At 68.2% G+C, this 20,401-nt stretch carries 26 protein-coding genes and 1 tRNA gene; 19 read left to right on the top strand and 8 right to left on the bottom strand.

The features are described 5' to 3' along the window. Positions 1–33: 33 nt before the first annotated feature. Positions 34–660 (top strand): class I SAM-dependent methyltransferase, encoded by a 627-nt coding sequence (locus ACZ50N_RS04040; protein WP_046363013.1) that lies wholly within the window; start codon positions 34–36, stop codon positions 658–660. Positions 661–763: 103 nt separating this feature from the next. Further along, positions 764–1,189: a hypothetical protein gene (locus ACZ50N_RS04045; protein WP_046363012.1), complete on the top strand. Its 426-nt coding sequence runs from the start codon at positions 764–766 to the stop codon at positions 1,187–1,189. An 8-nt stretch (positions 1,190–1,197) separates the two neighbouring features. Here ACZ50N_RS04045 and ACZ50N_RS04050 read toward each other — a convergent pair whose 3' ends face one another. Beyond that, a complete protein-coding gene (locus ACZ50N_RS04050) occupies positions 1,198–2,022 on the bottom strand; it encodes an SDR family oxidoreductase (protein WP_046363044.1) in 825 nt (274 codons plus the stop codon). Positions 2,023–2,087: 65 nt separating this feature from the next. On the opposite strand from ACZ50N_RS04050, the gene ACZ50N_RS04055 reads away from it, so the two are divergent. Beyond that, positions 2,088–2,774: a demethylmenaquinone methyltransferase gene (locus ACZ50N_RS04055; RefSeq protein ID WP_048423325.1), complete on the top strand. Its 687-nt coding sequence runs from the start codon at positions 2,088–2,090 to the stop codon at positions 2,772–2,774. A 49-nt stretch (positions 2,775–2,823) separates the two neighbouring features. Beyond that, positions 2,824–3,882 carry an alpha/beta hydrolase fold domain-containing protein gene (locus ACZ50N_RS04060; protein WP_464474683.1) on the top strand — a complete coding sequence of 353 codons (1,059 nt, stop codon included), beginning with the start codon at positions 2,824–2,826 and terminating at the stop codon, positions 3,880–3,882. A 4-nt stretch (positions 3,883–3,886) separates the two neighbouring features. Here ACZ50N_RS04060 and ygiD read toward each other — a convergent pair whose 3' ends face one another. From ygiD to menJ, 3 genes are read right to left on the bottom strand one after another with little or no spacing between them, the layout of a single operon-like run. Beyond that, a complete protein-coding gene (gene ygiD, locus ACZ50N_RS04065; RefSeq protein ID WP_133414979.1) occupies positions 3,887–4,735 on the bottom strand; it encodes a 4,5-DOPA-extradiol-dioxygenase in 849 nt (282 codons plus the stop codon). A 17-nt stretch (positions 4,736–4,752) separates the two neighbouring features. After that, positions 4,753–5,166: a hypothetical protein gene (locus tag ACZ50N_RS04070; protein ID WP_046363008.1), complete on the bottom strand. Its 414-nt coding sequence runs from the start codon at positions 5,164–5,166 to the stop codon at positions 4,753–4,755. Continuing rightward, on the bottom strand, positions 5,163–6,383 hold the full coding sequence (gene menJ, locus ACZ50N_RS04075) for a menaquinone reductase MenJ (protein WP_046363007.1): 1,221 nt from the start codon (positions 6,381–6,383) through the stop codon (positions 5,163–5,165). The genes ACZ50N_RS04070 and menJ overlap by 4 nt, the downstream gene beginning before the upstream one ends. Before the next feature lie 21 nt (positions 6,384–6,404). Here menJ and grcC1 point away from each other — a divergent pair, with 21 nt between their 5' ends. The 4 genes from grcC1 (at position 6,405) to ACZ50N_RS04095 (ending at position 9,466) form a co-directional block, all read left to right on the top strand. Then, positions 6,405–7,412 (top strand): nonaprenyl/(2E,6E)-farnesyl/geranylgeranyl diphosphat synthase, encoded by a 1,008-nt coding sequence (gene grcC1, locus ACZ50N_RS04080; protein WP_464474684.1) that lies wholly within the window; start codon positions 6,405–6,407, stop codon positions 7,410–7,412. Positions 7,413–7,489: 77 nt separating this feature from the next. Continuing rightward, positions 7,490–8,368 (top strand): zinc metalloprotease HtpX, encoded by an 879-nt coding sequence (gene htpX, locus ACZ50N_RS04085; protein ID WP_046363005.1) that lies wholly within the window; start codon positions 7,490–7,492, stop codon positions 8,366–8,368. A gap of 64 nt (positions 8,369–8,432) precedes the next feature. Continuing rightward, a complete protein-coding gene (locus ACZ50N_RS04090) occupies positions 8,433–8,891 on the top strand; it encodes a hypothetical protein (protein WP_053079369.1) in 459 nt (152 codons plus the stop codon). A 38-nt stretch (positions 8,892–8,929) separates the two neighbouring features. Then, positions 8,930–9,466, top strand: a complete 537-nt coding sequence (locus ACZ50N_RS04095) for a hypothetical protein (RefSeq protein WP_464474685.1) — start codon at positions 8,930–8,932, stop codon at positions 9,464–9,466. Between the two features lie 16 nt (positions 9,467–9,482). Here the strand turns inward: ACZ50N_RS04095 and ACZ50N_RS04100 are convergent, their stop codons facing one another. Further along, entirely contained in the window at positions 9,483–10,508 is a 1,026-nt protein-coding gene (locus ACZ50N_RS04100) for an NAD(P)H-dependent glycerol-3-phosphate dehydrogenase (protein WP_046363002.1), read from the bottom strand. A gap of 82 nt (positions 10,509–10,590) precedes the next feature. Here ACZ50N_RS04100 and ACZ50N_RS04105 point away from each other — a divergent pair, with 82 nt between their 5' ends. Continuing rightward, a complete protein-coding gene (locus tag ACZ50N_RS04105; protein ID WP_464474686.1) occupies positions 10,591–11,070 on the top strand; it encodes a WXG100 family type VII secretion target in 480 nt (159 codons plus the stop codon). Positions 11,071–11,136: 66 nt separating this feature from the next. Here the strand turns inward: ACZ50N_RS04105 and ACZ50N_RS04110 are convergent, their stop codons facing one another. Beyond that, entirely contained in the window at positions 11,137–11,628 is a 492-nt protein-coding gene (locus ACZ50N_RS04110; RefSeq protein ID WP_046363000.1) for a YajQ family cyclic di-GMP-binding protein, read from the bottom strand. 135 nt (positions 11,629–11,763) lie between these two features. Between ACZ50N_RS04110 and ACZ50N_RS04115 the strand changes: the two genes are divergently transcribed. Beyond that, a tRNA-Tyr gene (locus ACZ50N_RS04115) sits at positions 11,764–11,846 on the top strand. 81 nt (positions 11,847–11,927) lie between these two features. Here the strand turns inward: ACZ50N_RS04115 and ACZ50N_RS04120 are convergent. Next, positions 11,928–12,221 (bottom strand): hypothetical protein, encoded by a 294-nt coding sequence (locus tag ACZ50N_RS04120; protein WP_464474687.1) that lies wholly within the window; start codon positions 12,219–12,221, stop codon positions 11,928–11,930. A gap of 455 nt (positions 12,222–12,676) precedes the next feature. On the opposite strand from ACZ50N_RS04120, the gene ACZ50N_RS04125 reads away from it, so the two are divergent. The 9 genes from ACZ50N_RS04125 (at position 12,677) to ACZ50N_RS04165 (ending at position 19,512) form a co-directional block, all read left to right on the top strand. After that, on the top strand, positions 12,677–14,116 hold the full coding sequence (locus ACZ50N_RS04125; RefSeq protein WP_464474688.1) for a hypothetical protein: 1,440 nt from the start codon (positions 12,677–12,679) through the stop codon (positions 14,114–14,116). 65 nt (positions 14,117–14,181) lie between these two features. Then, entirely contained in the window at positions 14,182–14,346 is a 165-nt protein-coding gene (locus ACZ50N_RS04130; RefSeq protein ID WP_464474689.1) for a hypothetical protein, read from the top strand. A gap of 10 nt (positions 14,347–14,356) precedes the next feature. After that, complete coding sequence (locus ACZ50N_RS04135; RefSeq protein WP_464474690.1) at positions 14,357–15,172, top strand: helix-turn-helix transcriptional regulator; 816 nt, start codon at positions 14,357–14,359, stop codon at positions 15,170–15,172. 36 nt (positions 15,173–15,208) lie between these two features. Next, positions 15,209–15,505, top strand: coding sequence for an EthD family reductase (locus tag ACZ50N_RS04140; RefSeq protein ID WP_464474691.1), 297 nt, complete (start codon positions 15,209–15,211; stop codon positions 15,503–15,505). Between the two features lie 142 nt (positions 15,506–15,647). After that, complete coding sequence (locus tag ACZ50N_RS04145) at positions 15,648–16,562, top strand: aldo/keto reductase (protein ID WP_464475587.1); 915 nt, start codon at positions 15,648–15,650, stop codon at positions 16,560–16,562. Beyond that, positions 16,562–17,311 (top strand): SDR family NAD(P)-dependent oxidoreductase, encoded by a 750-nt coding sequence (locus tag ACZ50N_RS04150; RefSeq protein ID WP_464474692.1) that lies wholly within the window; start codon positions 16,562–16,564, stop codon positions 17,309–17,311. The genes ACZ50N_RS04145 and ACZ50N_RS04150 overlap by 1 nt, the downstream gene beginning before the upstream one ends. After that, positions 17,311–17,709, top strand: a complete 399-nt coding sequence (locus ACZ50N_RS04155; protein ID WP_464474693.1) for a nuclear transport factor 2 family protein — start codon at positions 17,311–17,313, stop codon at positions 17,707–17,709. The genes ACZ50N_RS04150 and ACZ50N_RS04155 overlap by 1 nt, the downstream gene beginning before the upstream one ends. A 30-nt stretch (positions 17,710–17,739) precedes the next feature. Next, positions 17,740–18,498 carry an SDR family oxidoreductase gene (locus ACZ50N_RS04160; protein WP_464474694.1) on the top strand — a complete coding sequence of 253 codons (759 nt, stop codon included), beginning with the start codon at positions 17,740–17,742 and terminating at the stop codon, positions 18,496–18,498. A gap of 63 nt (positions 18,499–18,561) precedes the next feature. After that, positions 18,562–19,512 carry a tripartite tricarboxylate transporter substrate binding protein gene (locus tag ACZ50N_RS04165; protein WP_464474695.1) on the top strand — a complete coding sequence of 317 codons (951 nt, stop codon included), beginning with the start codon at positions 18,562–18,564 and terminating at the stop codon, positions 19,510–19,512. Between the two features lie 9 nt (positions 19,513–19,521). On the opposite strand, the gene ACZ50N_RS04170 is transcribed toward ACZ50N_RS04165, so the two are convergent. Next, the gene (locus ACZ50N_RS04170; protein ID WP_464474696.1) at positions 19,522–20,355 is read right to left on the bottom strand and encodes a hypothetical protein; all 834 of its coding nucleotides are present in this window, start codon (positions 20,353–20,355) and stop codon (positions 19,522–19,524) included. Positions 20,356–20,401: the final 46 nt, after the last annotated feature.

The following is a 20,401-nucleotide window of genomic DNA, read 5'->3' on the forward strand; positions in this document are numbered from 1 at the left end:
CTGCGGGCGGCTCAGCGGAGAGCGGGGATTTCGATGATCGGTACGGTCTACGAGGCCGCTCTCGGCGGACAACGCTGTTGGGTCCGCGGCGCCGACTACCAGACGCGAGAACTGCCCGTCGAGCGCTGGCTCGGTGAATGCGACGAGGACCCCTGCGACGCGGCCCTCGTGGCGCGATGTGAGGGACCCACCATCGACCTGGGCTGCGGGCCCGGACGCGTTGTCGCATGGCTGACCCGCCGCGGCATCCCTGCATTGGGCATCGATCAGTCGGCCGTCGCTGTCCACCTGGCCGGGCGGCGCGGTGCCCGGGCGCTGCGCGGCGACGTCTTCGACGAGCTCCCGCGCGAAGGCTGGTGGCAGACGGTGGTGCTCGCCGACGGCACGATCGGCATGGGCGCGGACCCGCTCCGACTGCTCAACCGCTGCCGGGCCCTGCTCCGTGACGGCGGCCACTGCGTCGTCGAGTTCGACCCCGGCGCCACCGGTTCGGAGACGACGATGCAGCGTCTGGAGTCCGAGACCCAGGTCGGCCCGTGGTTCTCGTGGGCGACGGTCGGTCTCGACGCGCTCGAGGAGTTCGGTCAGCGAGTCTCGTTGCGGCTCAAAGACGTCGAGGTGTTCGGCGAGCGTGGCATCGCCGAACTGGCCGCCATCTGATCCCATCTTCCTATCAGTTCCGCGGCGCACTTGTTGCACGCCGGCAAGGTTTTCGCTAAGCCGGAGGGTGCAGGCGTAGTCCGTTCGTGTGAAGGAGCCCCCGATGGCAGCAGCGTCGCCTTCCGACGCGACATACCGGGCGGGTCTCGGGTTCCTGCTCGTGCTCGCCCTGTGCAGTGCGGGTTGTTCCGGACGGCCGTCGTCCGAACCGGAGACCGTGACCGACAGCGCCCCGCCCGCCGCGCTGTCGGTGGCACGAGTGGTGGTCGACCGTCTGCAGAGTGAGGACCACGTGGTGCTGAATCCGGTGGACACCACCGGCACGGACTGTCCGTCGGCAGGCTGCGCACAAGCCGTCACCACCGACAGGTTCGAGATCATGTCCTTCCCGGGAACCGGGGTCGCGCAGAGGTACGCCGCGGACCGGGGTCTGCGCCAGATTGCGAGCCTGGTGGTCGATTTCGCCCCGACGGTGCCCGAAGCGGAGCGCGACCAGCTGTGGGCTGACGTCACGCGCATGGTGGACTGACCCGCGATCTAGCCCTGCGCCTCGATGGCGACCGGCTGCCATTCCTTCCACGTCGCCAGACGCTTCTCGTAGTCGGCTGTCGCCAGCTGCAACGGCAGCTCTCCGAAGAACACCCGCAGCGGTGGCTCGGGCGCGTCGACGACCTTCAGGATCGCGCGGGCCGAGGCTTGCGGATCGCCGGGCTTGGAGCTGCGCGACGCCCGCGATTCGGCCGCCTTGGCGTGGATCTCGGCGTAGTCGGGCAGTTCGGCGGCGTGCCGGGCCGAAGAGCCGGCCCAGTCGGTGGAGAAGCCGCCCGGCTCGATCAGCGTGACGTGCACGCCGAAGTCGGCGACCTCCTGGGCCAGCGCCTGGCTGAAGCCCTCGAGCGCCCACTTGGAGGCGTGATAGATCCCGACGTTCGGGAAGGCGGTGATGCCACCGATGGACGACACCTGGATGATGTGGCCGCTGCGCTGCGCCCGCAGATACGGCAACGCGGCCTGGGTGATCCACAGGGCGCCGAACACGTTCGTCTCGATCTGGTCGCGGGCGTCGGACTCGGAGAGTTCCTCGATGAAGCCGAACTGTCCGTAGCCGGCGTTGTTGACGACGATGTCGAGCCGGCCGAAGTGCTCGTGCGCCTGCGCGACGGCCGCGAAGTCGGCCTCCCGGTCGGTGACATCGAGTTGCAGCGGCAGCAGCGCGTCGCCGTGCTTGGCGGCGAGATCCTCGAGGCTGGCCAGGTCACGGACGGTCGCGGCGACCTTGTCGCCTCGCTCGAGGGCGGCGATCGTCCATTCGCGTCCGAAGCCGCGGGATGCACCGGTGATGAACCACACTTTTTCACTCATGAGCGGTTCAATGCCCTCGCCGCTGGCATCCATTCCCGAATCGCGGCGGTGATACGTTCGCGGTTGTGAACCGTGCGTCGTTGGAGAAGGACCCCCATGAGGTCGCGTCGATGTTCGACGGCGTGGCGCGGCGCTACGACCTGACGAACACGGTGCTCTCCGGCGGCCAGGATCGGTTCTGGCGGCGGGTCACTCGCGAGACGCTCGGGGTCGGCCCAGGCGATCGGGTGTTGGATCTGGCCGCGGGGACGGCGGTGTCGACGGTCGAGCTGGCCGCGTCGGGCGCGTGGTGTGTGGCGGCGGACTTCTCGGTGGGCATGCTGGCCGCCGGGGCGGCCCGGCGGGTGCCGAAGGTCGCGGGGGACGCCACGAAGCTGCCGTTCGCCGACGGCGTCTTCGACGCGGTGACGATCAGCTTCGGGCTGCGCAATGTGGTCGACCACGTCGCCGGGCTGCGCGAGATGGCGCGGGTGACGCGTCCCGGTGGCCGGTTGGTGGTCTGTGAGTTCTCGACGCCGACGAACGGTCTGTTCGCGACGACGTACAAGGAATACCTGATGAAGGCGCTCCCGCGGATCGCTCGCGCGGTGTCGTCGAACCCCGACGCGTACGTCTATCTCGCCGAGTCCATTCGGGCGTGGCCCGATCAGGCCGAGCTGGCCCGCCGCATCCAGGCTGCCGGCTGGAAGGACGTGGCGTGGCGCAACCTGACGGGCGGGATCGTGGCGCTGCACGCCGCCACCAAGCCCTGATCCGGGAATCCGCGCACGCTCACCACACGCGGAAATTAGCGTCACACTCATGCCACACGGACGCCACGCCGATCCCGACGCCACTCTGGCCACCGACCCGCGGTCGGACCCCCGCATGGTCGCCGCATTCGCTGCCTTCGGTCTCGACGGCCGGCTGCCGTCGTCCGGCCTGAGCGCGGACTCGCCACTCGAAGATCGGCTCGCCTACGCGACGATGAGCGAGCAGGGCATCGGTGCGTTCTTCGCCGCACTGGCAGCCGACATCGCTCCACCCGCGGGCGTCACCACCTCCACGACGACGATCACCGGCGTCGACGGCAACGAGATCATGTTGTTCATCAGCCGGCCCACGGAGGCGAGCGGTCCCCTCCCGGCGATCCTGCACCTCCACGGTGGGGGTATGGCGATCGCGAGCGCCGCCGACTTGCCCTATGTCCGGCTGCGCGAGCAGCTCGCCGCCACCGGCCTGGTGGTCGTCGGCGTCGAGTTCCGCAATTCCGGCGGCGCGCTCGGCCCGCACCCGTTTCCCGCCGGCCTGAACGACTGTGCGACGGCCGCCCGCTGGGTCCACGAGCGTCGCGCCGAACTCGGGGTCAGCCACATCGTCGTCAACGGTGAGTCCGGCGGCGGAAACTTGACATTGACGTTGGCGCACAAGGCGAAACGCGACGGATGGGTCGGCGAGATCGCGGGCTTCTACGCGCAGTGCCCGTTCATTTCCAACAGGTGGCAGGAAACCTGTGACGATCTTCCGTCGCTGGAGGAGAACGACGAATACTTCGTCAGCCGTGAGCAATTGGCGATCCTCGGTTCGCTCTACGATCCCGACGGGCGCTACGTCGACGATGCGACATGCTGGGCATACGTTGCCACCGATGACGAATTGTCCGGTCTGCCTCCGCATGTCATCTCGGTCAACGAGCTCGATCCGCTACGCGACGAGGGATTGCAGTACTACCGCAGACTGGTGCGGGCGGGGGTGCCGGCGATGGGTCGCGTGGTGGCGGGTACCTGCCACGGCGGCGATCTGCTGTTGGCGCACGCGATGCCGGACGTCTTCGCGGCCAGCATCAGAGACGTCAGCGGATTCGCCCACTCACTGGCCTGAGCGGTCAGATGTTCGATGCGTCGGCGGGAGCGTACGGTGGCTGCTGGGCAGGCGAGTTCATCTCCTTGCCAGTCACACCGGTGATGCCGAGCGTGTACGCGGTCATCGACAGCGAGCCGTAGGAGTAGCCGTCGACGAGCACGTCCACCTCGTCACCGCTCGCCGAGGCCATTCCGGCGAGGTAGAGCGACGGGATGAAATGGTCGGGTGTCGGCACCGCCGTGCGGTAGTCGGCGTGCTGGTGCAACGCCACGGCGTCCGACGGACACGACAGCATCAGCTCCCTGGCAGCATCGTCGAACCTGCGAGCCCAGTCGAAGCCGGTGTCGAGCTTCCAGTCCATCGCCCCCAGGTTGTGAACGACGTTGCCGCTGGCCAAGATCAGCACGCCGCGCTCCCGCAGTGGAGCCAGTTTCGCGCCCAGCTCGAGGTGGTAGTCGAGCGACTTGTCGGCGTTGATCGACAGCTGGACGACGGGGATGGATGCGTCGGGAAAGGCGTGCACGAGGACCGACCACGTGCCGTGGTCGATACCCCAGCTGTCGACGTCGGCACCGACCCAGGTCGGGTGCACGACCTCGCTGACCTCCTCGGCCAATTCGGGGAGGCCGGGCGCCGGGTACTGCACGTCGAACAATTCCTGCGGAAAGCCGTAGAAGTCGTGGATCGTCCGCGGACGCGCCATCGCGGTGACCGCGGTCGCGTTGATGTACCAGTGGGCGCTGACGACCAGGATCGCGCGCGGCCGCGGGACGGCTTCGCCGAAAGCCCGCCAGGCCGCGGTGTAGCGATTGACTTCGAGAGCGTTCATCGGGCTGCCGTGCCCGATGAACGCCGCGGGCGTCACGTCCATGCGTCCAGCCTCCACCCTCAAGACGTCGAATTCCACACGCGCAGAGTCTCCGAGCCCACCTGCGCGTCGTGGATCTGCTGGAAGTTCCGCCCTCCGCGGGCATAGGTCGCGAGAACAGCTGCCGGGCAGCGGCTTTCGACCAGGGGAGCATCCCGCCACCGGCATGGCCGCACGTGTACCAGGTCGACGTCCTCGCCGTCGGCATCGTACGCGTACGGCCCGTCCAAACGACCCAGCCGGAACAGGCCGTCCTCGTCGCGGGTCCACACGAACGACCCGTCGGGCGCCGCGGCGAAGCGCTCCACCCGTCGCTGGGGCACGTCGATCCGGCCGAAACCGCACAGACCTTTCGCGAAGGCCCGGTCGCGCGCCAGCTGCGGATCGATGCCGTCATCGCGCGAGCGCATCGGCGCCCGATAGACGAGCGTCACGTGAACGGGCGGCGTGCGTCCACCCGCTCCGACAGCCTGCCCGCGCCCCGCCAGAGCCGTGCGACCGCGTCCGCGTCGTCGTCGGTGACGAAGTTGCCCATCACCCGCACCGCGATCGTCATCAGCGCGGAGGACCGCATGGCCAACGGGCCCGTCGCGGGTAGGAACCGTGGGAACGTCAGCAGCAGCGCCAACCGGCGCGCGATCGAGAACCCGCGGGCATAGTGCCCGTCGAGCACAGCGGGCCACGCGCGCGAATAGTCGCCGCTGCCCAGCATCGACGCGGCCAGCCGGCCGGTCTCCAGGCCGTAGTCGATGCCCTCGCCGTTGAGTGGGTTCACACACGCCGCGGCGTCGCCGATCAGCATCCAGTTCGGGCCGGCCACGCCGGACACCGCCCCACCCATCGGCAACAGCGCCGAGCGCGCCGCCCGCACCTCGGACTCGAAGCCCCATTCGTCACGCCGCAGCGCAACGTAATGATTCAGTAATGGCCGCAGTGCCGCCTCGGCCGGCCGCTTCGCCGTCGCCAGCGCGCCGACGCCGATGTTCACCTCGCCGGTGCCCAGCGGGAAGATCCAGCCGTAACCGGGAAGCACCTCGCCGGTCGGGGATCGCAGTTCCAGATGTGAGGTGATCCATTCCTCGTCGTGCCGCGGCGTGGCGATGTAGGCGCGGATCGCGGTGCCGTAGACGGTGTCCCTGTGCCACTCCCGTCCGAGGGCGCGGCCCAGACCCGAGCGCACCCCATCGGCGACGATGAGGTCGCGACACCCCACCACCTCGCCGTTGTCCAGCACCACCGCTGACACCCGCCCGTCCGAACCGCGCTGCACGTCAACGGCTTTGACGCCCAGCTTCATCTTGGCGCCGTCGTCGACGGCCACCAGCCGGATGCGCTCGTCGAGTTCGAGACGCGGCACCGCGCTGCTGATGGGCGGAAACGATCGACCCGGCCAGCGGACTTCGACGTCGGCGCCGAAGCCCGACATCCGCAATCCGTGGTGGGTGACCCGGCCGGACAGCCAGCTGTCGAGGCCCAGCCGCCGCATCTCGGCGATGGCGCGCGGGGTCAGGCCGTCACCGCACGCCTTGTCGCGGGGGAACGTCGCGGCGTCGAGCACCAGCACCTCGTGGCCTGCGCGGGCGGCCCACGCCGCCGCCGCCGAACCGGCCGGACCGGCTCCGACGACGACCACATCAGCGCTCGTGTGCATGGCTCCCAGTATGTTGGCTGTGTGAGGACACCGGCGAACGTGGTGGCGGGAGTGGACTTCGGCGATGCCGAGTTCGCCCAGGACGTCCGTGACGGAGTGGCCCGGATCGAAGCGCTGATGTCGGAGGAACTCGGCCGCGCCGACGAGTTGATGGCCGAGGCGGTGACGCACCTGTTCCAGGCCGGCGGCAAGCGGTTCCGCCCGCTGTTCACGGTGCTGTCCGCTCGCCTGGGGCCGGACCCCGACTCGTGGCAGGTCACCGTCGCAGGCGCCGTCATCGAGCTGGTCCACCTGGCCACGCTGTACCACGACGACGTGATGGACGAGGCGCAGGTGCGCCGCGGTGCCGCCAGCGCCAACGCCCGGTGGAGCAACAACATCGCGATCCTGGCCGGGGACTACCTGTTCGCGACGGCGTCGCGGCTGGTCAGCCGCCTGGGGCCCGAGGCGGTGCACATCATCGCCGACACCTTCGCGCTGCTGGTCACGGGCCAGATGCGGGAGACCAGGGGCGCGGCCGAGCACGTCGACGAGGTCGAGCACTACCTGAAGGTGGTCTACGAGAAGACGGCCTGCCTGATCGCCGCCTCGGGCCGCTTCGGGGCCACGTTCTCCGGCGCCGACGAGGAGCAGATCGAGCGCCTGGCCCGGCTCGGCGGCATCGTCGGCACGGCGTTCCAGATCTCCGACGACATCATCGACATCGACAGTGATCCCGACGAGTCCGGCAAGGTGCCCGGCACCGACCTGCGGGAAGGCGTGCACACGCTGCCGGTGCTCTACGCGCTGCGCGAGACGGGCCCCGACGCGGACCGACTGCGCGAGCTGCTGGCCCGCCCCCTCGAGGACGACGCCGACGTGGCGGAGGCGCTGCGGCTGCTGCGGGCGTCACAGGGCATCGTCAAGGCCAAGGAGACCGTGGCCGAGTACGCGCGCCAGGCCGAGGCCGAACTGGCCGCTCTACCCGACGGCCCGGGCCGTCAGGCGCTGGCCACCCTGGTCGACTACACGATCCACCGGCACGGCTGAGCCCGCCCGGAACCTGTGCGGCCTGCCCGGGCGTTGGAGGGACATATGAGTTCTTCAGGTCATAGGAGGAGTCGTCGATGACGTGGCATCCGCACGCCAACAGGGCGAAGACGTTCCTGTTGCTGGTGCTGTTCTCGGGACTGATCGTGGCCGTGGGCGCGATGTTCGGCCGCAACATCATGTTCCTCGCCGTGTTGTTCGCGATCGGCATGAACGCCTACGTCTACTTCAACAGCGACAAGCTGGCACTGCGAGCCATGCACGCGCAGCCGGTCACCGAGATGCAGGCGCCGGCGATGTACCGGATCGTGCGGGAGCTGGCGACCACGGCGCGTCAGCCGATGCCGCGGCTCTACATCAGCGACACCGCCGCCCCGAACGCGTTCGCGACGGGCCGCAATCCGCGTAACGCCGCGGTGTGCTGCACGACGGGCATTCTCGGCATGCTCGACGAGCGGGAACTGCGGGCGGTGCTCGGCCACGAGCTGTCTCACGTCTACAACCGCGACATCCTGATCAGCTGTGTGGCCGGAGCGATGGCGTCGGTGATCACCGCGCTGGCCAACCTCGCGTTCTTCGCGAGCATGTTCGGCGGCAACCGTGAAGGTGGCACCAATCCGTTTGCGATTCTTCTGGTTTCGCTGCTCGGCCCGATCGCCGCGACGGTGATCCGGCTGGCGGTGTCGCGCTCGCGCGAGTACCAGGCCGATCAGTCCGGTGCGGAGCTGACCGGTGATCCGCTGGCTCTGGCGAGCGCACTGCGCAAGATCAGCGCCGGGGTGGAGCGGGCGCCGCTGCCGCCGGAGCCGCAGCTGGCCGACCAGGCGCACCTGATGATCGCCAACCCGTTCCGGTCGGGCGAGAAGATCGGCAAGCTGTTCGCGACCCATCCGCCGATGGCCGACCGGATCGCGCGGCTGGAGGCGATGGCGGGCCGCGGGCCGGGCCAGTACTGACGGGCCCGTCAGACTTTGGGTCTGGCGATGCGCAGCGTGGGGCCGCCCGCTTAAGGTGACGGGCGTGCTGACCCGAATCCTGATCGGTGTCGCGGCCGCGGCCGCGCTCACTGCGCCGGCTGTCGCTTCGGCAGATCCGTCCCCGCTGAACGTCAACGCGTTGCCGCCGGTCAACCCGCAGCCGTTCGCCTCGCCGGATGGCGCCTGGTACTCGTTCGCCGCGCCAGGGGGAGTGACGTGCGTGATGGACCGGCAGTCGGGCAACTACGGCTGCAACGGTGTGCTGCCGGGCGCTCCCGGCGGCGCGAACGTCGTGAGCGGCTGGGCGGGCGGCGCGCCAGGGTTCGCGAACGCGGCCGGCCCGATGTACGGCGCGACGGCCGATCCGCTGCCGCTGCCGGCCAACACCCGGATGAGCTTCCGCACGGTCAGCTGCGGCACCGACGGCGTCATCACCTCGTGCGTGAACACCGTCAACCAGTCGGGCTTCGTCATCAGCCCGACCGGCACCTATTCGTACTGAGCGCTAACACTGCCGCACGCTGCGGCGACATCTAGGCTGTGACGGTGTCGAGCAGAGCTCTTGTCGGTGCGGCGTGCCTGGCCGCGGCCGGTGTCTTGAACGCGGCAGGTCTGGCTGCCGCGGAGCCACCCACCCCGCCGCCGCCTCCGCCTGCCCCCAATGTGAACGCGTGGGCCCCGGCGAACCCGCAGAACTACGCCGTCTTCGACGGTGCGGCGTACGCGTTCAGCTCGAACGGTCTGACCTGCATGCTGCAGCGGTCGGGCGGTTACGGCTGCAACGGCGTCCTGCCGGGAGCACCCGAGGGCGCCAACCTGATCAGCGGTGCCGCCGGCGGAGTGCCCGGGTTCTCGGCGGCGCCCGCCCCGATCTACGGCGGTCCCGTCAAGGCGTTGCCGCCCAATACGCGGCTGAGCTTCGGCGATGTCAGCTGCGGCGGTGACGGCACGCTGACGGCGTGCGTGGACAGCCGCAACCAGGCGGGCTTCGTGGTGAGCCCGACGGCCTCCTGGGTCGTCAACGAGACCAATCCGCTGCTGGCCCGGCCCGAGGGCACCAACCCTTACTTCAATTAGGGGTCAGAGCCATCGACTAGAAGCCTGAGCCGTGCACCTCATGGCCGGGCTTCTCCAGCATCAACCCGTGGTAGGCGTCCTCGACGGTCGCACCGTGGTTGACCACGCCGTCGACCTCCCGTGCGATCGGCATCGGGATGTCGAGCTTCTCGGCGAACTCCATGATCACGCTGGACGCCTTGACCCCCTCGGCGACCTGGTTCATCGACTCGATGATCTCTTCGATCGGCTTGCCGGCGCCCAGCTGCTCGCCGACGTGGCGGTTGCGGCTGCGCTGGCTGGTGCACGTCACGATCAGATCGCCCATGCCCGCCAGCCCGGCGAAGGTGTCGCGGTGCCCGCCGATCGCCTCACCCATCTTCGACATCTCGCGCACCGCCCGCGCCATCACCATCGCGCGGGTGTTCTCGCCGATGCCCAGCGAATAGCCCATACCGACCGCGATGGCATAGACGTTCTTGAGCGCCCCGGCCATCTCGACGCCCACCACGTCGTCGGTGGTGTAGGTGCGGAATCGCTTGGTGCGGAACAGGTTCGCGAGTTGGGCAGCGAGGTGCTGGTCGGGCATGGCGAGCACGGCGGCCGCGGCGTAGCCCTCGGCGACCTCGCGGGCGATGTTGGGGCCGGCCAGGATTCCCGCCGGATGGCCCGGCAGCACCTCGTCGACGACCTGGCTCATCCGGTAGTTCGTGCCCTGCTCGAGGCCTTTGACCAGTGACACGACAGGCACCCACGGGCGCAGCGACGCCGCCAATTCGGTGAGGACGCCGCGGAATCCGTGCGAGGGCACGCCCATGACGATGACGTCGGCGCACTCGGCGGCTTCGACGAAGTCGGTGGTCGCCTTCAGATCGTGGGCCAGCTCGACTTCGTCGCCCAGGTATTTGGTGTTGCGGTGGTGATTGTTGATGTCGTCGGCCGTCTCCTGCGAGCGCACCCACTGCAGCGTCGGGCCGCGCCGCGCACAGATCGAGGCCACGGTGGTGCCCCAGGATCCGCCTCCGAGGACGACGACTTTCGGATCGCGCTGTGCAGGTGCCATGGGAGTTCACCCTAGGGGCGGTGACTGACCGGCGAGGCGGGTTTGGTGGGCATAATGATCGAGACGTTGCTGAGGGGGTCCTGTGTCGGTCACGGTGTCGACGATCGAAGCTTCCGACCCGCAGAGCGTGACCGCGGCGGCGGGTCAGCTCGGCGGTCACATCGCCGAACTCGAGGCCGCCGTCGCCGAGCAGCGGGCTGTGCTGGCACGCGTAGAGGCGGCCTGGCAGGCGACCGGGGGCGAGGCCGCTGCGGAGACGGCCGAGCTCGACATCGCGGGGCAGGTGGAGCTGCGGACTCGACTGGAATCGGTGCGAGCCGCGCTGACGACGGGTGGGGCGCACCTCGACGCGATCCGGGTCGGGCTGATGGAGCTGGTGACGGCGCTGCGGGCCATGGGGTGGACGGTCACCGATGACGGGTTCGCCGTCGCACCCTTCTTCCCGCCGGTGCTCAAGCACTTCGAGCCCGTCTTCACCGCGGTGATCCAACGGCTGGTGGGGTTGTTCGACCAGGTCGACGCCGGCACTGCTCAGGCTGTCAGCGCGGCCGTCGACTACTAACCCGCCGAGCGTGGGCCTTGTGCACGCTCTTCGCCGCTTTTGCGTGCACAACCCCCACGTTCGCGGTCAGCGGTAGTTGACGAACTGCAGCGCGACCTCGAGGTCGGCGCCGCGCAGCAGGGCCTGGACGGCCTGCAGGTCGTCACGCTTCTTGGAGCTGACGCGGATCTCCTCGCCCTGGATCTGGGCCTTGACGCCCTTGGGGCCCTCGTCGCGGATGAGCTTGGTGATCTTCTTGGCGTTCTCGCTGTCGATGCCCTGCTTGATGCTGCCGATGACCTTGTAGGTCTTGCCGGAGGGCTGCGGGTCGCCTGCCTCGAACGCCTTCATCGAGATGTCGCGTCGGATGAGCTTTTCCTTGAAGACGTCGACGGCGGCCTTGACGCGCTCCTCGGTGGAGGAGACGAGGATGATGCCCTCCTCGCCCTGCCACTCGATCGTGGTGTCGGTGCCCCGGAAGTCGAAACGGGTGGACAACTCCTTGGCAGCCTGGTTGAGCGCGTTGTCGACCTCTTGGCGGTCGGCCTTGCTGACGATGTCGAACGATGAATCCGCCATGGATCCGTCCCTCCCTCGTGATCGGTGCTTGGCTCCATCTTGGTCGCAGGCCTGTGCCGCGGCCACACCACCCTGGCGATTTGTCGTCGGGGTATGCCGTCGTTGTATCCTGCTGTGCGCGCTACACGCGAACCCGGCAGGTTGCCCGAGCGGCCAATGGGAGCGGACTGTAAATCCGTCGGCTAACGCCTACACAGGTTCGAATCCTGTACCTGCCACACTGATCAGGCCCCCTTTCGAGGGGGCCTGATGTGTTCGGGGATCTGGATGCATCGTGAACCGGCGAAAGATCGGTGAGCTCAGTCCGGCCAGACGCCCTCGAGCATCTCCCACTGTTCGCCCTCGACAGCATTGTCGACGCAGACGCTGCGGCCGGTCAGCCTCCAGACCCATCGCCCGTTGGGCGCTTGCAGGGTCACCAAGCGGCCATCGAATGTCAGTCCGATCTCAGGATTGCGGCCCAGATTCGCGAGCACGTGGCTGGCGAACCACATCACCGGGGTCGCACGGTCGACATGTAACTCGTCGCCCTCGCGGCGGAACCGAATCTCGCCCGTCACGCACGGTGCGTTCGTTCTCGCCATCGTCGCCATGTGACGTATTCGGCGCCGGCCTCGCCGCGGATGGGAATTCGCGTCGCAAAAGCAAATCTGACAGCAGCCTGTGAATTTCCTTGATCGAATTTGCTATTGATGACCAGACCATGACGATCTGCACGACGGCTGTCCTCATGCAGAGATCTCGTTGCCAGGAGAGCGGTCCAGTCCTCGGAATGGAGGGCCACGCAAAATTACCGTCCGCGTTACTAATTAGAGCTCGGCCCGGCAGATGACTATGTGCGACCCTCGCCGGCCCGTGGCGTCACCGACCCTGCTGCGTGACCGCGCATACGGCTGTCCCGTCGCCGTAATTTATTACGGATTCATTTGCTTCAAGATCATATCGGCGATGCAGGGAAAAGCAGCCAGCAAATGCGTAGCGTCGGCGCTGCCCTCCTTGATCCACCAGGGATCGCGCTGACTGTCACTACTTCTCAGGGGGTTCACCCATGTCCAAACACCGCAACCGTGCGCCGCGGACGCCTCTCCGCCAGCAGCTCGCCGTCGGAGTCTCCGGGGCCGCGCTCGTCGGAGCGGGCGTCCTCTTGGTCTGGCCGTCGGATGCCACGCCGACGGTCATAGCCGATGTCCAGCTGGCCTCGACCGATAGCCCGCTGTCAGAAGACTCACCGACTCTGCCCTGGTGGCTGGGTCACTCGGGCGGCGACCGGTCCGCGGCGGCAGTCGCGGCGGCCACGCCCGCGGCTGCGATGCGGCCGGTCGTCGGGCCCGGAGGCTGGCTCTACGGCGACGGCCTCGATGCCCTGGCGATCAACCCTGACTGCACCGCCAACTGTCGCGGCGGCAACGGCGGTCTGTTGGGTGGCAGCGGCGGTGACGGTGCCTACGGCGGTGCTGGCGGCAACGGCGGTCTGTTCTTCGGAAATGGCGGCGCCGGCGGCAACGGGGTCGATGCCTTCACGACCGCAGCAGGTGTCCGGGTCGCGGCCACCGCGGGCGGTGACGGCGGCAGCTCAGGTCTGTTCGGCGACGCCGGCGACGGCGGTAACGGCGGCAACGACTACAACGCAGCCAGTTCCACCGTCGCAGGAGCCAACGATGCTGTGGGAGCTGCGGGCGGGTCCGGCGGGCGTGGTGGCCGGATCAGTGGCAACGGTGGCAACGGTGGCCGCGGAGGATTGGCCGACTCGGTCAACGGCAACGCGAGCGGAGGGCGAGGCGGCGCGGGCGGCGCAGCCACCACCGGTACCGGAGGCAATGGAGGTGACGGCGGATCGGCGTCGACTGATGCCGACGGAACGCACGTCGCGACCGGCGGTAACGGCGGCAACGGCGGCGCCGGCGCGCCCGGAGGTGCCGGTGGTGCAGGCGGGTCGGTGAACAACGCCTTCGGCCAGGGTGCCGACGGCGTGGGCGGCAATGGCGGTTCCGGTGGCGCGGCAACGAGCGGAACGGGCGGAGCCGGCGGCAGCGGCGGCTTCGTGGCCACCGACGAGGGTGATGCCACCGGCGGCGTGGGCGGCAGCGGCGGTAAGGGCGCGGCGTCTGCGGCGGGCGGCGCCGGCGGTGCCGGCGGCAGCGCGAGTTCGGCCGGGAGTAACCGGTTCGGGCCTGACGGCGACGGCGGCACCGCGACCGGCGGGGCAGGCGGCAGCGGCGGTGGCGGCGGGAACACCCGCGGACGGGGTGGTGTCGGTGGCGCCGGTGGCGACGCCGACACCGACGGCGGACCCGCCGCCGACGGCGGTAACGGCGGCATGGGCGGCAATGGCGGCACCGTGGCCGGGACCGGTGGTGATGGCGGCCGCGGCGGAAGCACCATCGGCGGCGACACCCACACCCCCGGCGCCGGCGGCGCGGGCGGGCGAGCTGGTATCGGCGGGAAGTCCGGTGCCAACGGTTCTGGCGGAACCAGTAGCGACTCCTAGGGACGCCGCACCCACGAAGCCCCGGGCGTGACCATCGCGCCCGGGGCGCGGCGTGCATTCGTCGGTTGATCGAGGTCTGTGCCGATCTGTTCCGCCGCGTTTACGCGGTGCACCCGGTCGCGGCCGTGTACAGCCAATACTCCTTGTGGACAGGGGATGTCGAGCAGTTCGCCTCGATGATGGCCGAGGGGGTGCGCCACAACCAGGAAAGCGACGCTGAGGCCTCCTAGAATGCGGGGCATGGCCAGCAACGGTCTCGGACACTACCTGCGATCCCGTCGCGGACAGGTCGTGCCGGGGGACGTGGGGCTGCCCACTGACGGGTTGCGCCGGGTCAGCGGGCTGCGACGTGAGGAAGTGGCACTGCTGGCAGGCATGAGCGTCGACTACTACACCCGCCTCGAGCAGGGCCGCGAACGTAGTCCCTCACCGCAGGTGATCGATGCGCTGTCGGCGGTTCTGCAACTCCCCGACGACGCCCGCGAGCACCTGTTCCGCCTGGCGGGGCTGAGCCCCCAGGAGCGCGGCAGTGTCAGCACTCGCGTCGACCCGGCGCTGCTCGAACTCCTGGAGATGTGGCCGTTCAATCCCGCGTTCGTCTACAACCGGGCGTTCGACGTACTGGCCAGCAATCCGATCGCCGACGCGATGTTCATGCAGTGGACGCACTCGACGAACCTGATGCACATCATCTTCACCGAGCCCGAAGCGAAGACCTTCTACTGCAACTGGTCGGTGGTCGCCGAGGACGCGGTGGCCAGTTTCCGTCACGGGTTCGGTATCGCACCCAACGACGTGCGTCTCTGCACAGTGCGCGACGAACTCCTGGAAGCCAGTCCCGAGTTCACCGACATGTGGACACGCCATGATGCTCGACGTAAATCGCTGCAGAACAAGGCATTCCGACATCCGATAGTGGGTGTCATGACGCTGACGATGCAGACCTTCGATGTGCGCTCCAGCCCGGGCCAGGAACTCGTCGTCTACCACGCCGAGCCCGGTTCCCCGAGCGCGGAGGCGCTGTCGGTGCTGTGCTCCTGGGCCGTCACCAGCTGACCGATGACAACGAATGGATCAACGATGTCCACCTTCATGGTCACCTACGTCGGTGACGGCACCAGCTCCTTCGACCGCAATTATTATGAGAGCAAACACATTCCGTTCGTGACCAAGACGTGGGAGCCGTTCGGTCTGGAGCGAACCGACGTGTACTATCCCGAGGATTCTCTGGACGGCCAACACGTCGTGGCGGTGGCGCTGTGCCGCTTCGCCGACCGCGCAGGTCTGGATCGTGCACTCAGTGCGCCCGAATCCGCGCCCATAGACAAGGACATCGCGAACTTCACGAACGTTGTACCGATCATCACGGTCGTGTCCCCGGCGACGTGACGTCCCTGGGTGCACTGCACCCATTGTGTCGGGGCGGCCGCTGACTAGCGTCGAAGGTGCAGTGATCATCTCTGGCGAAAGGACGATCGTGAAGCGCACGACTCTCGGCGGTCTGGACGTGTCAGCCCAAGGCTTGGGCTGCATGGGCATGAGCGAGTATTACGGTGAATCCGACTGGGACACCAGCATCGCCACGATCCGGCACGCCATCGACATCGGCGTCACCCTGCTCGACACCGCGGACCAGTACGGCGCCGGCCACAACGAGGTGCTGGTCGGCCGCGGCATCGCCGGACGCAGAGACGACGTCCAGATCGCGACGAAGTTCGGGATCGACCGCAGCAGCGGTGACGAGAACCGGGTGCACCGCGGCGATCCGCCCTACGTGAAGCGCTCGTGTGACGCCTCGTTGCTGCGCCTCGGCGTCGACCACATCGACCTGTACTACCTGCATCGGCCCCCGGACAATGCCGAGATCGAGGACACCGTCGGTGCGATGGGCGAACTGGTGGAGGCGGGCAAGGTCCGTCATCTCGGCCTCAGCGAGGTCAGCGCCGATCTGCTGCGCCGCGCCCACGCCGTGCATCCGATCGCCGCCGTGCAGAGCGAATATTCGCTGTGGACACGGGATGTCGAGCAGGTGACGCCGGCGATGGCCGAGCTCGGCGTCGGGCTCGTGCCCTATGCCCCCCTGGGCCGCGGCTTTCTCACCGGCTCCGTGCAGACCGAGAATCTGGCGTCGAACGACTTCCGCGCCAAGAACCCGCGCTTCACCGGCGATGCCGGTCAGCAGAATCAGGCCATCGCCGACACGGTGCGCTCGGCCGCCGACCGGCTCGGCCTCCTACCCGCGCAGGTCGCCTTGGCGTGGGTGTACGCCCAAGCCGATCGGCTCGGTGTCTCGGTGGTGCCGATACCCGGGACCCGTCATGCCGAGCGCCTCGACCAGAACGTCGCGTCGCTGGATGTCGTTCTCGACGATGACGCACTGGCGCAGCTCCAGCCGCTCAGCGACAAGGTGCAGGGTGGCCGCTACGCCGATCGCGGTGTGCGCTGATGAGCGGAAGACTCGACGGCAAGGTGGCGGTCGTCACCGGGGCATCGAAGGGCCTCGGCGCCGAGATCGCCCGGCGGTTCGCCGCCGAAGGCGCGTCGGTGGTCGTGAACTACTCCCACAGCAAGGACGCCGCCGACGCCGTGGTTCGCGACATCGAGCAGGCCGGCGGCAAGGCAGTGCCGATCCAGGCCGACATGAGTGATGAGGCGCAGGTGCGTCGGCTGTTCGGCGAAACCGTCGGCGCTTTCGGCCGCCTCGACATCCTGGTGAACAACGCCGGTGTGTACGACTTCCAGCCTCTGCAGAATCTCAGCCTCGAGCTGTTCCGGCGCCATTTCGAGCTCAACGTCTACGGCTATCTGACCGCCATCAAAGAGGCTGCCGAGTACATGTCACCGGGGGCGAGCATCCTCAACATGAGCTCCACGGTGACGATCTTCGGCCCGAGTGATGCGTCGGTCTACACCGCGACCAAAGGCGCGATCGACGGGCTGACACGCGCGCTGTCGAACGAGCTCGCGCCGCGCGGGATTCGCGTCTACGCCATCAAACCAGGCGTGGTGGACACCGAAGGTGTGGAAGCGGGGGGATTCCTCACGAGTGAATTCGGCAATGCACTGATCGAGGAGACTCCGCTGGGTCGCCTGGGTCGTTCTGCCGATGTCGCACCGGCAGCCGTCTACCTTGCCTCAGACGAAAGTGCCTGGATGACGGGTGAGTACATCACGATGGCCGGTGGGCAGCGCTGATGGCAGACACCTCGACTCAGGTCGTCCAGAACTATTTCGAGACCTTCTTCAGCCACGACATCGACAAGACGCTGCAGTGCCTCACCGACGATGTGGTGTGGCGCGTGCAGGGCGCCGCAGACGTGCCGACGATCGGAACTCGCCGCGGCAAAGACGAAGTCCGTGAATGGCTTACGCTGTTTCCCAAGCACTTCCAGCCGCTCGACTTCGATATCACGCGGACGTTCGAGAACGACGATCAGGTGGTGGTCATCGGCCACTTCACCCACCGCATCCTCGATACCGGTAAGGAATTCAGCAGTGACTTCGCGACCATCTGCATCGTCCGGGACGGGAAGCTGGCCGCATACAACTTCCTCGAAGACTCTTACGGGCTGTGGGATGCCTTTCAGCCCTGAGTGCCGGCAACTGACAGTGGGAGAATCATCGTGAACATCACGGGCAACGCCATCTTCATCCCCGGTTCCACGAGCGGCATCGGTCTCGCGCTGGCGCTTGCCCTGCACGACAAGGGCAACACCGTCATCGTCGGTGGCCGGCGCACCGAGCTCCTCGACGAGATCGCCGCCCAGCATCCAGGTATCGACACCGTGCAGATCGACACCACCGACGCCGACAGCATCACGGCGGCGGCTGCGTCGGTGCTCGAGAAACATCCCGACCTCAACGTCGTCATCGCGATGGCCGGGGTGATGCGGGTGGAGGACTGGCATCAGGCCGACGGCTTCCTCGACTCCGCCGAGGCGGTCATCACCACGAACCTGCTGGGTCCGATCCGTCTGATCGCGGCGTTCATCGACCACCTGCAGAAGCAGCCGTCGGCGACGATCATCACCGTGTCATCCGGTCTGGCGTTCACGCCGCTGAAGATCACGCCGAGTTACAACGCGTCGAAGGCGGCCATCCACATGCTCACCGAGTCGCTGCGACTACAGCTCGCCGACACGTCGGTGTCGCTGAAGGAGCTGGTGCCACCATCGGTGGCCACGGATCTGCTTCCCGGGCAACGGGAGAGCTCGTTCGCGATGCCGCTCGAGGACTTCACCGCCGAGGTCATGCAGATCCTGGAAACCGACCCGGACGGCAAGGAGATCCAGGTGGAGCGGGTCAAGTTCCTTCGCTATTCCGAGGCGCGCGGCGAGTACGACGACGTCGTGCGCACCCTCAACGAGGCCGACCCGAACTGAGTCCTGCACGGGGTATTTCGCCGAGCGGCCACGCGAACTCCCCGCAACCTCTAGTGTCCTGCCGTGAAGACGTTGATGCGCGCCCTGCTCGCGCTCCTGCTCGCGTTCGCCCTTGCGCCCTCCGCCGCGGCCGCACCGTATCCCACCGGGCCGGTCACGATGACGGCCGGCGCGGGGCCCGGGAGCGGTTTCGATCTGACGATCCGTTCCGTGGTCGACGCCTTGCAAGCCGAGCGCATCGTCAATGTGCCTCTGCCGGTGCAGAATCGGCCCGGCAACAGTGGATCGGACTTCCTGGCCGCGATGGTCGAGCAGTACCGGGGTGCTGACGATCAGCTGTCGGTTGCCTCGCTGGCGACCATGATGAACCAGATCCGGGGCGTATCCCGGTACGGCTACCGGGATGTCACGATGATCGCCCGGTTGATGACCGAGTACTTCGTCGTCGTCACCACCCCAACCTCCCCGTATCGGAACCTCACCGACCTGATGGCGGCGATCAAGGCCGACCCGGCCCGAGTCACCGTCGGCGCCGCGCCCGACGACGAGGCGCCCTTCGATCTGCTGGTCAGCGCTGCCGGCGGCGATCCGCGGGCAACCCGCTACATCGCCCACGAGGGCGGCGGCGAACAGACCGCGGCGCTGCTCGGCGGTGAGGTCGAGGTGGCGATCGGCGGGGTCAGCGAGTTCGTCGACCAGATCCGCAGCGGGCAGCTCCGCGGACTCGGGGTGTTGTCGGAGGATCGGCTGCCCGGCCTCGACCTGCCAACGGCGCGCGAGCAGGGTCTGGATGTGACGCTGGCCAACTGGCGTGGACTCTATGGACCGCCGGCGATGCCGCAGTACGCCGTCGACTACTGGCGGCAGGCGCTCGCGACCATGGTGCAAACCCCCACCTGGAAGGGCATCGCCGAGCGCAGCGGATTCGTCACGACGTTCATGGTCGGGGACGAGTTGCAGGCGTTCCTCGCCGACACCCAGGCTGACGCCGAGGCGGCGTACCGGGTCGCCTGACGACACCGCCTAACGCAGCCTCAGCCCCCGGCGGCGCACCCACAGCACCGCGGCTGCGGTGGCCAACCCCCACACCGCCAGCGCGATCCCCAGATGGACGATGCTCTTGGTGTCGCGGCCGAGGATGGGGCCGATTGCTGCCGGCACCCGGTTCCAGAACACGTTGTGTTCCACGCCGCCGATCGGATCGGCGATGTAGTACAGCGCGTACGGAAGGGTCAGCGCGGTCACCCAGAACGCGACCCGGCGGGTGTCGGAGCGGTGCCGCCACCGCCGGATCAGCGGCGCGGCGGCCACGGGCAGCAGCACGGACACCAGGTTGCCGATCCCGAGCCAGGAGATCACCGGCACGAGCACGTTGGGGACTGTCCGGACGAGCCGTGACGGCGTGTCGAACCACAGCGTGAACAGCACCGCGGCCAGCAGCGTGGGCAGGCCGACGACCGCGAACAGCGCGAGGTTCTTGACGAGAAGGATCCGCCACAGGGGGGTGCCGGCCGCCATCGCGGCCTGGACGCGGTAGTGGTCGGAGCCCAGCATGTTGGTGGTCGTGATGTCGGCCAGGATGAACGACGCGAAATAGGTGTCGACGACGACGATCAGATCGTTGTGCATGTTGTGTCGCGCGAGGGGCTGCACCAGCAGCCACAGTGCGGCCAGCACGGCGTTGACCGCCACGCCACTCAGACATGCATACGGCGGGTGGAACAGCCAGCGGATCTCTGCGGCGACAGCCCGCGGCAACGGCAGGGCGAGCGCCCGTGCAGTGCGTCGGGCGCTGTAGGGGCGGGCTGCGCCGGCCCGCGCCATCCCCCGGGTGCACCGGCTGACCACCGAGTTCATGGACCCCTTCCTCGCCAAAGTGTCTGAACCCTACCGTCGACACCTG

Source organism: Mycolicibacterium obuense, from assembly GCF_055397605.1.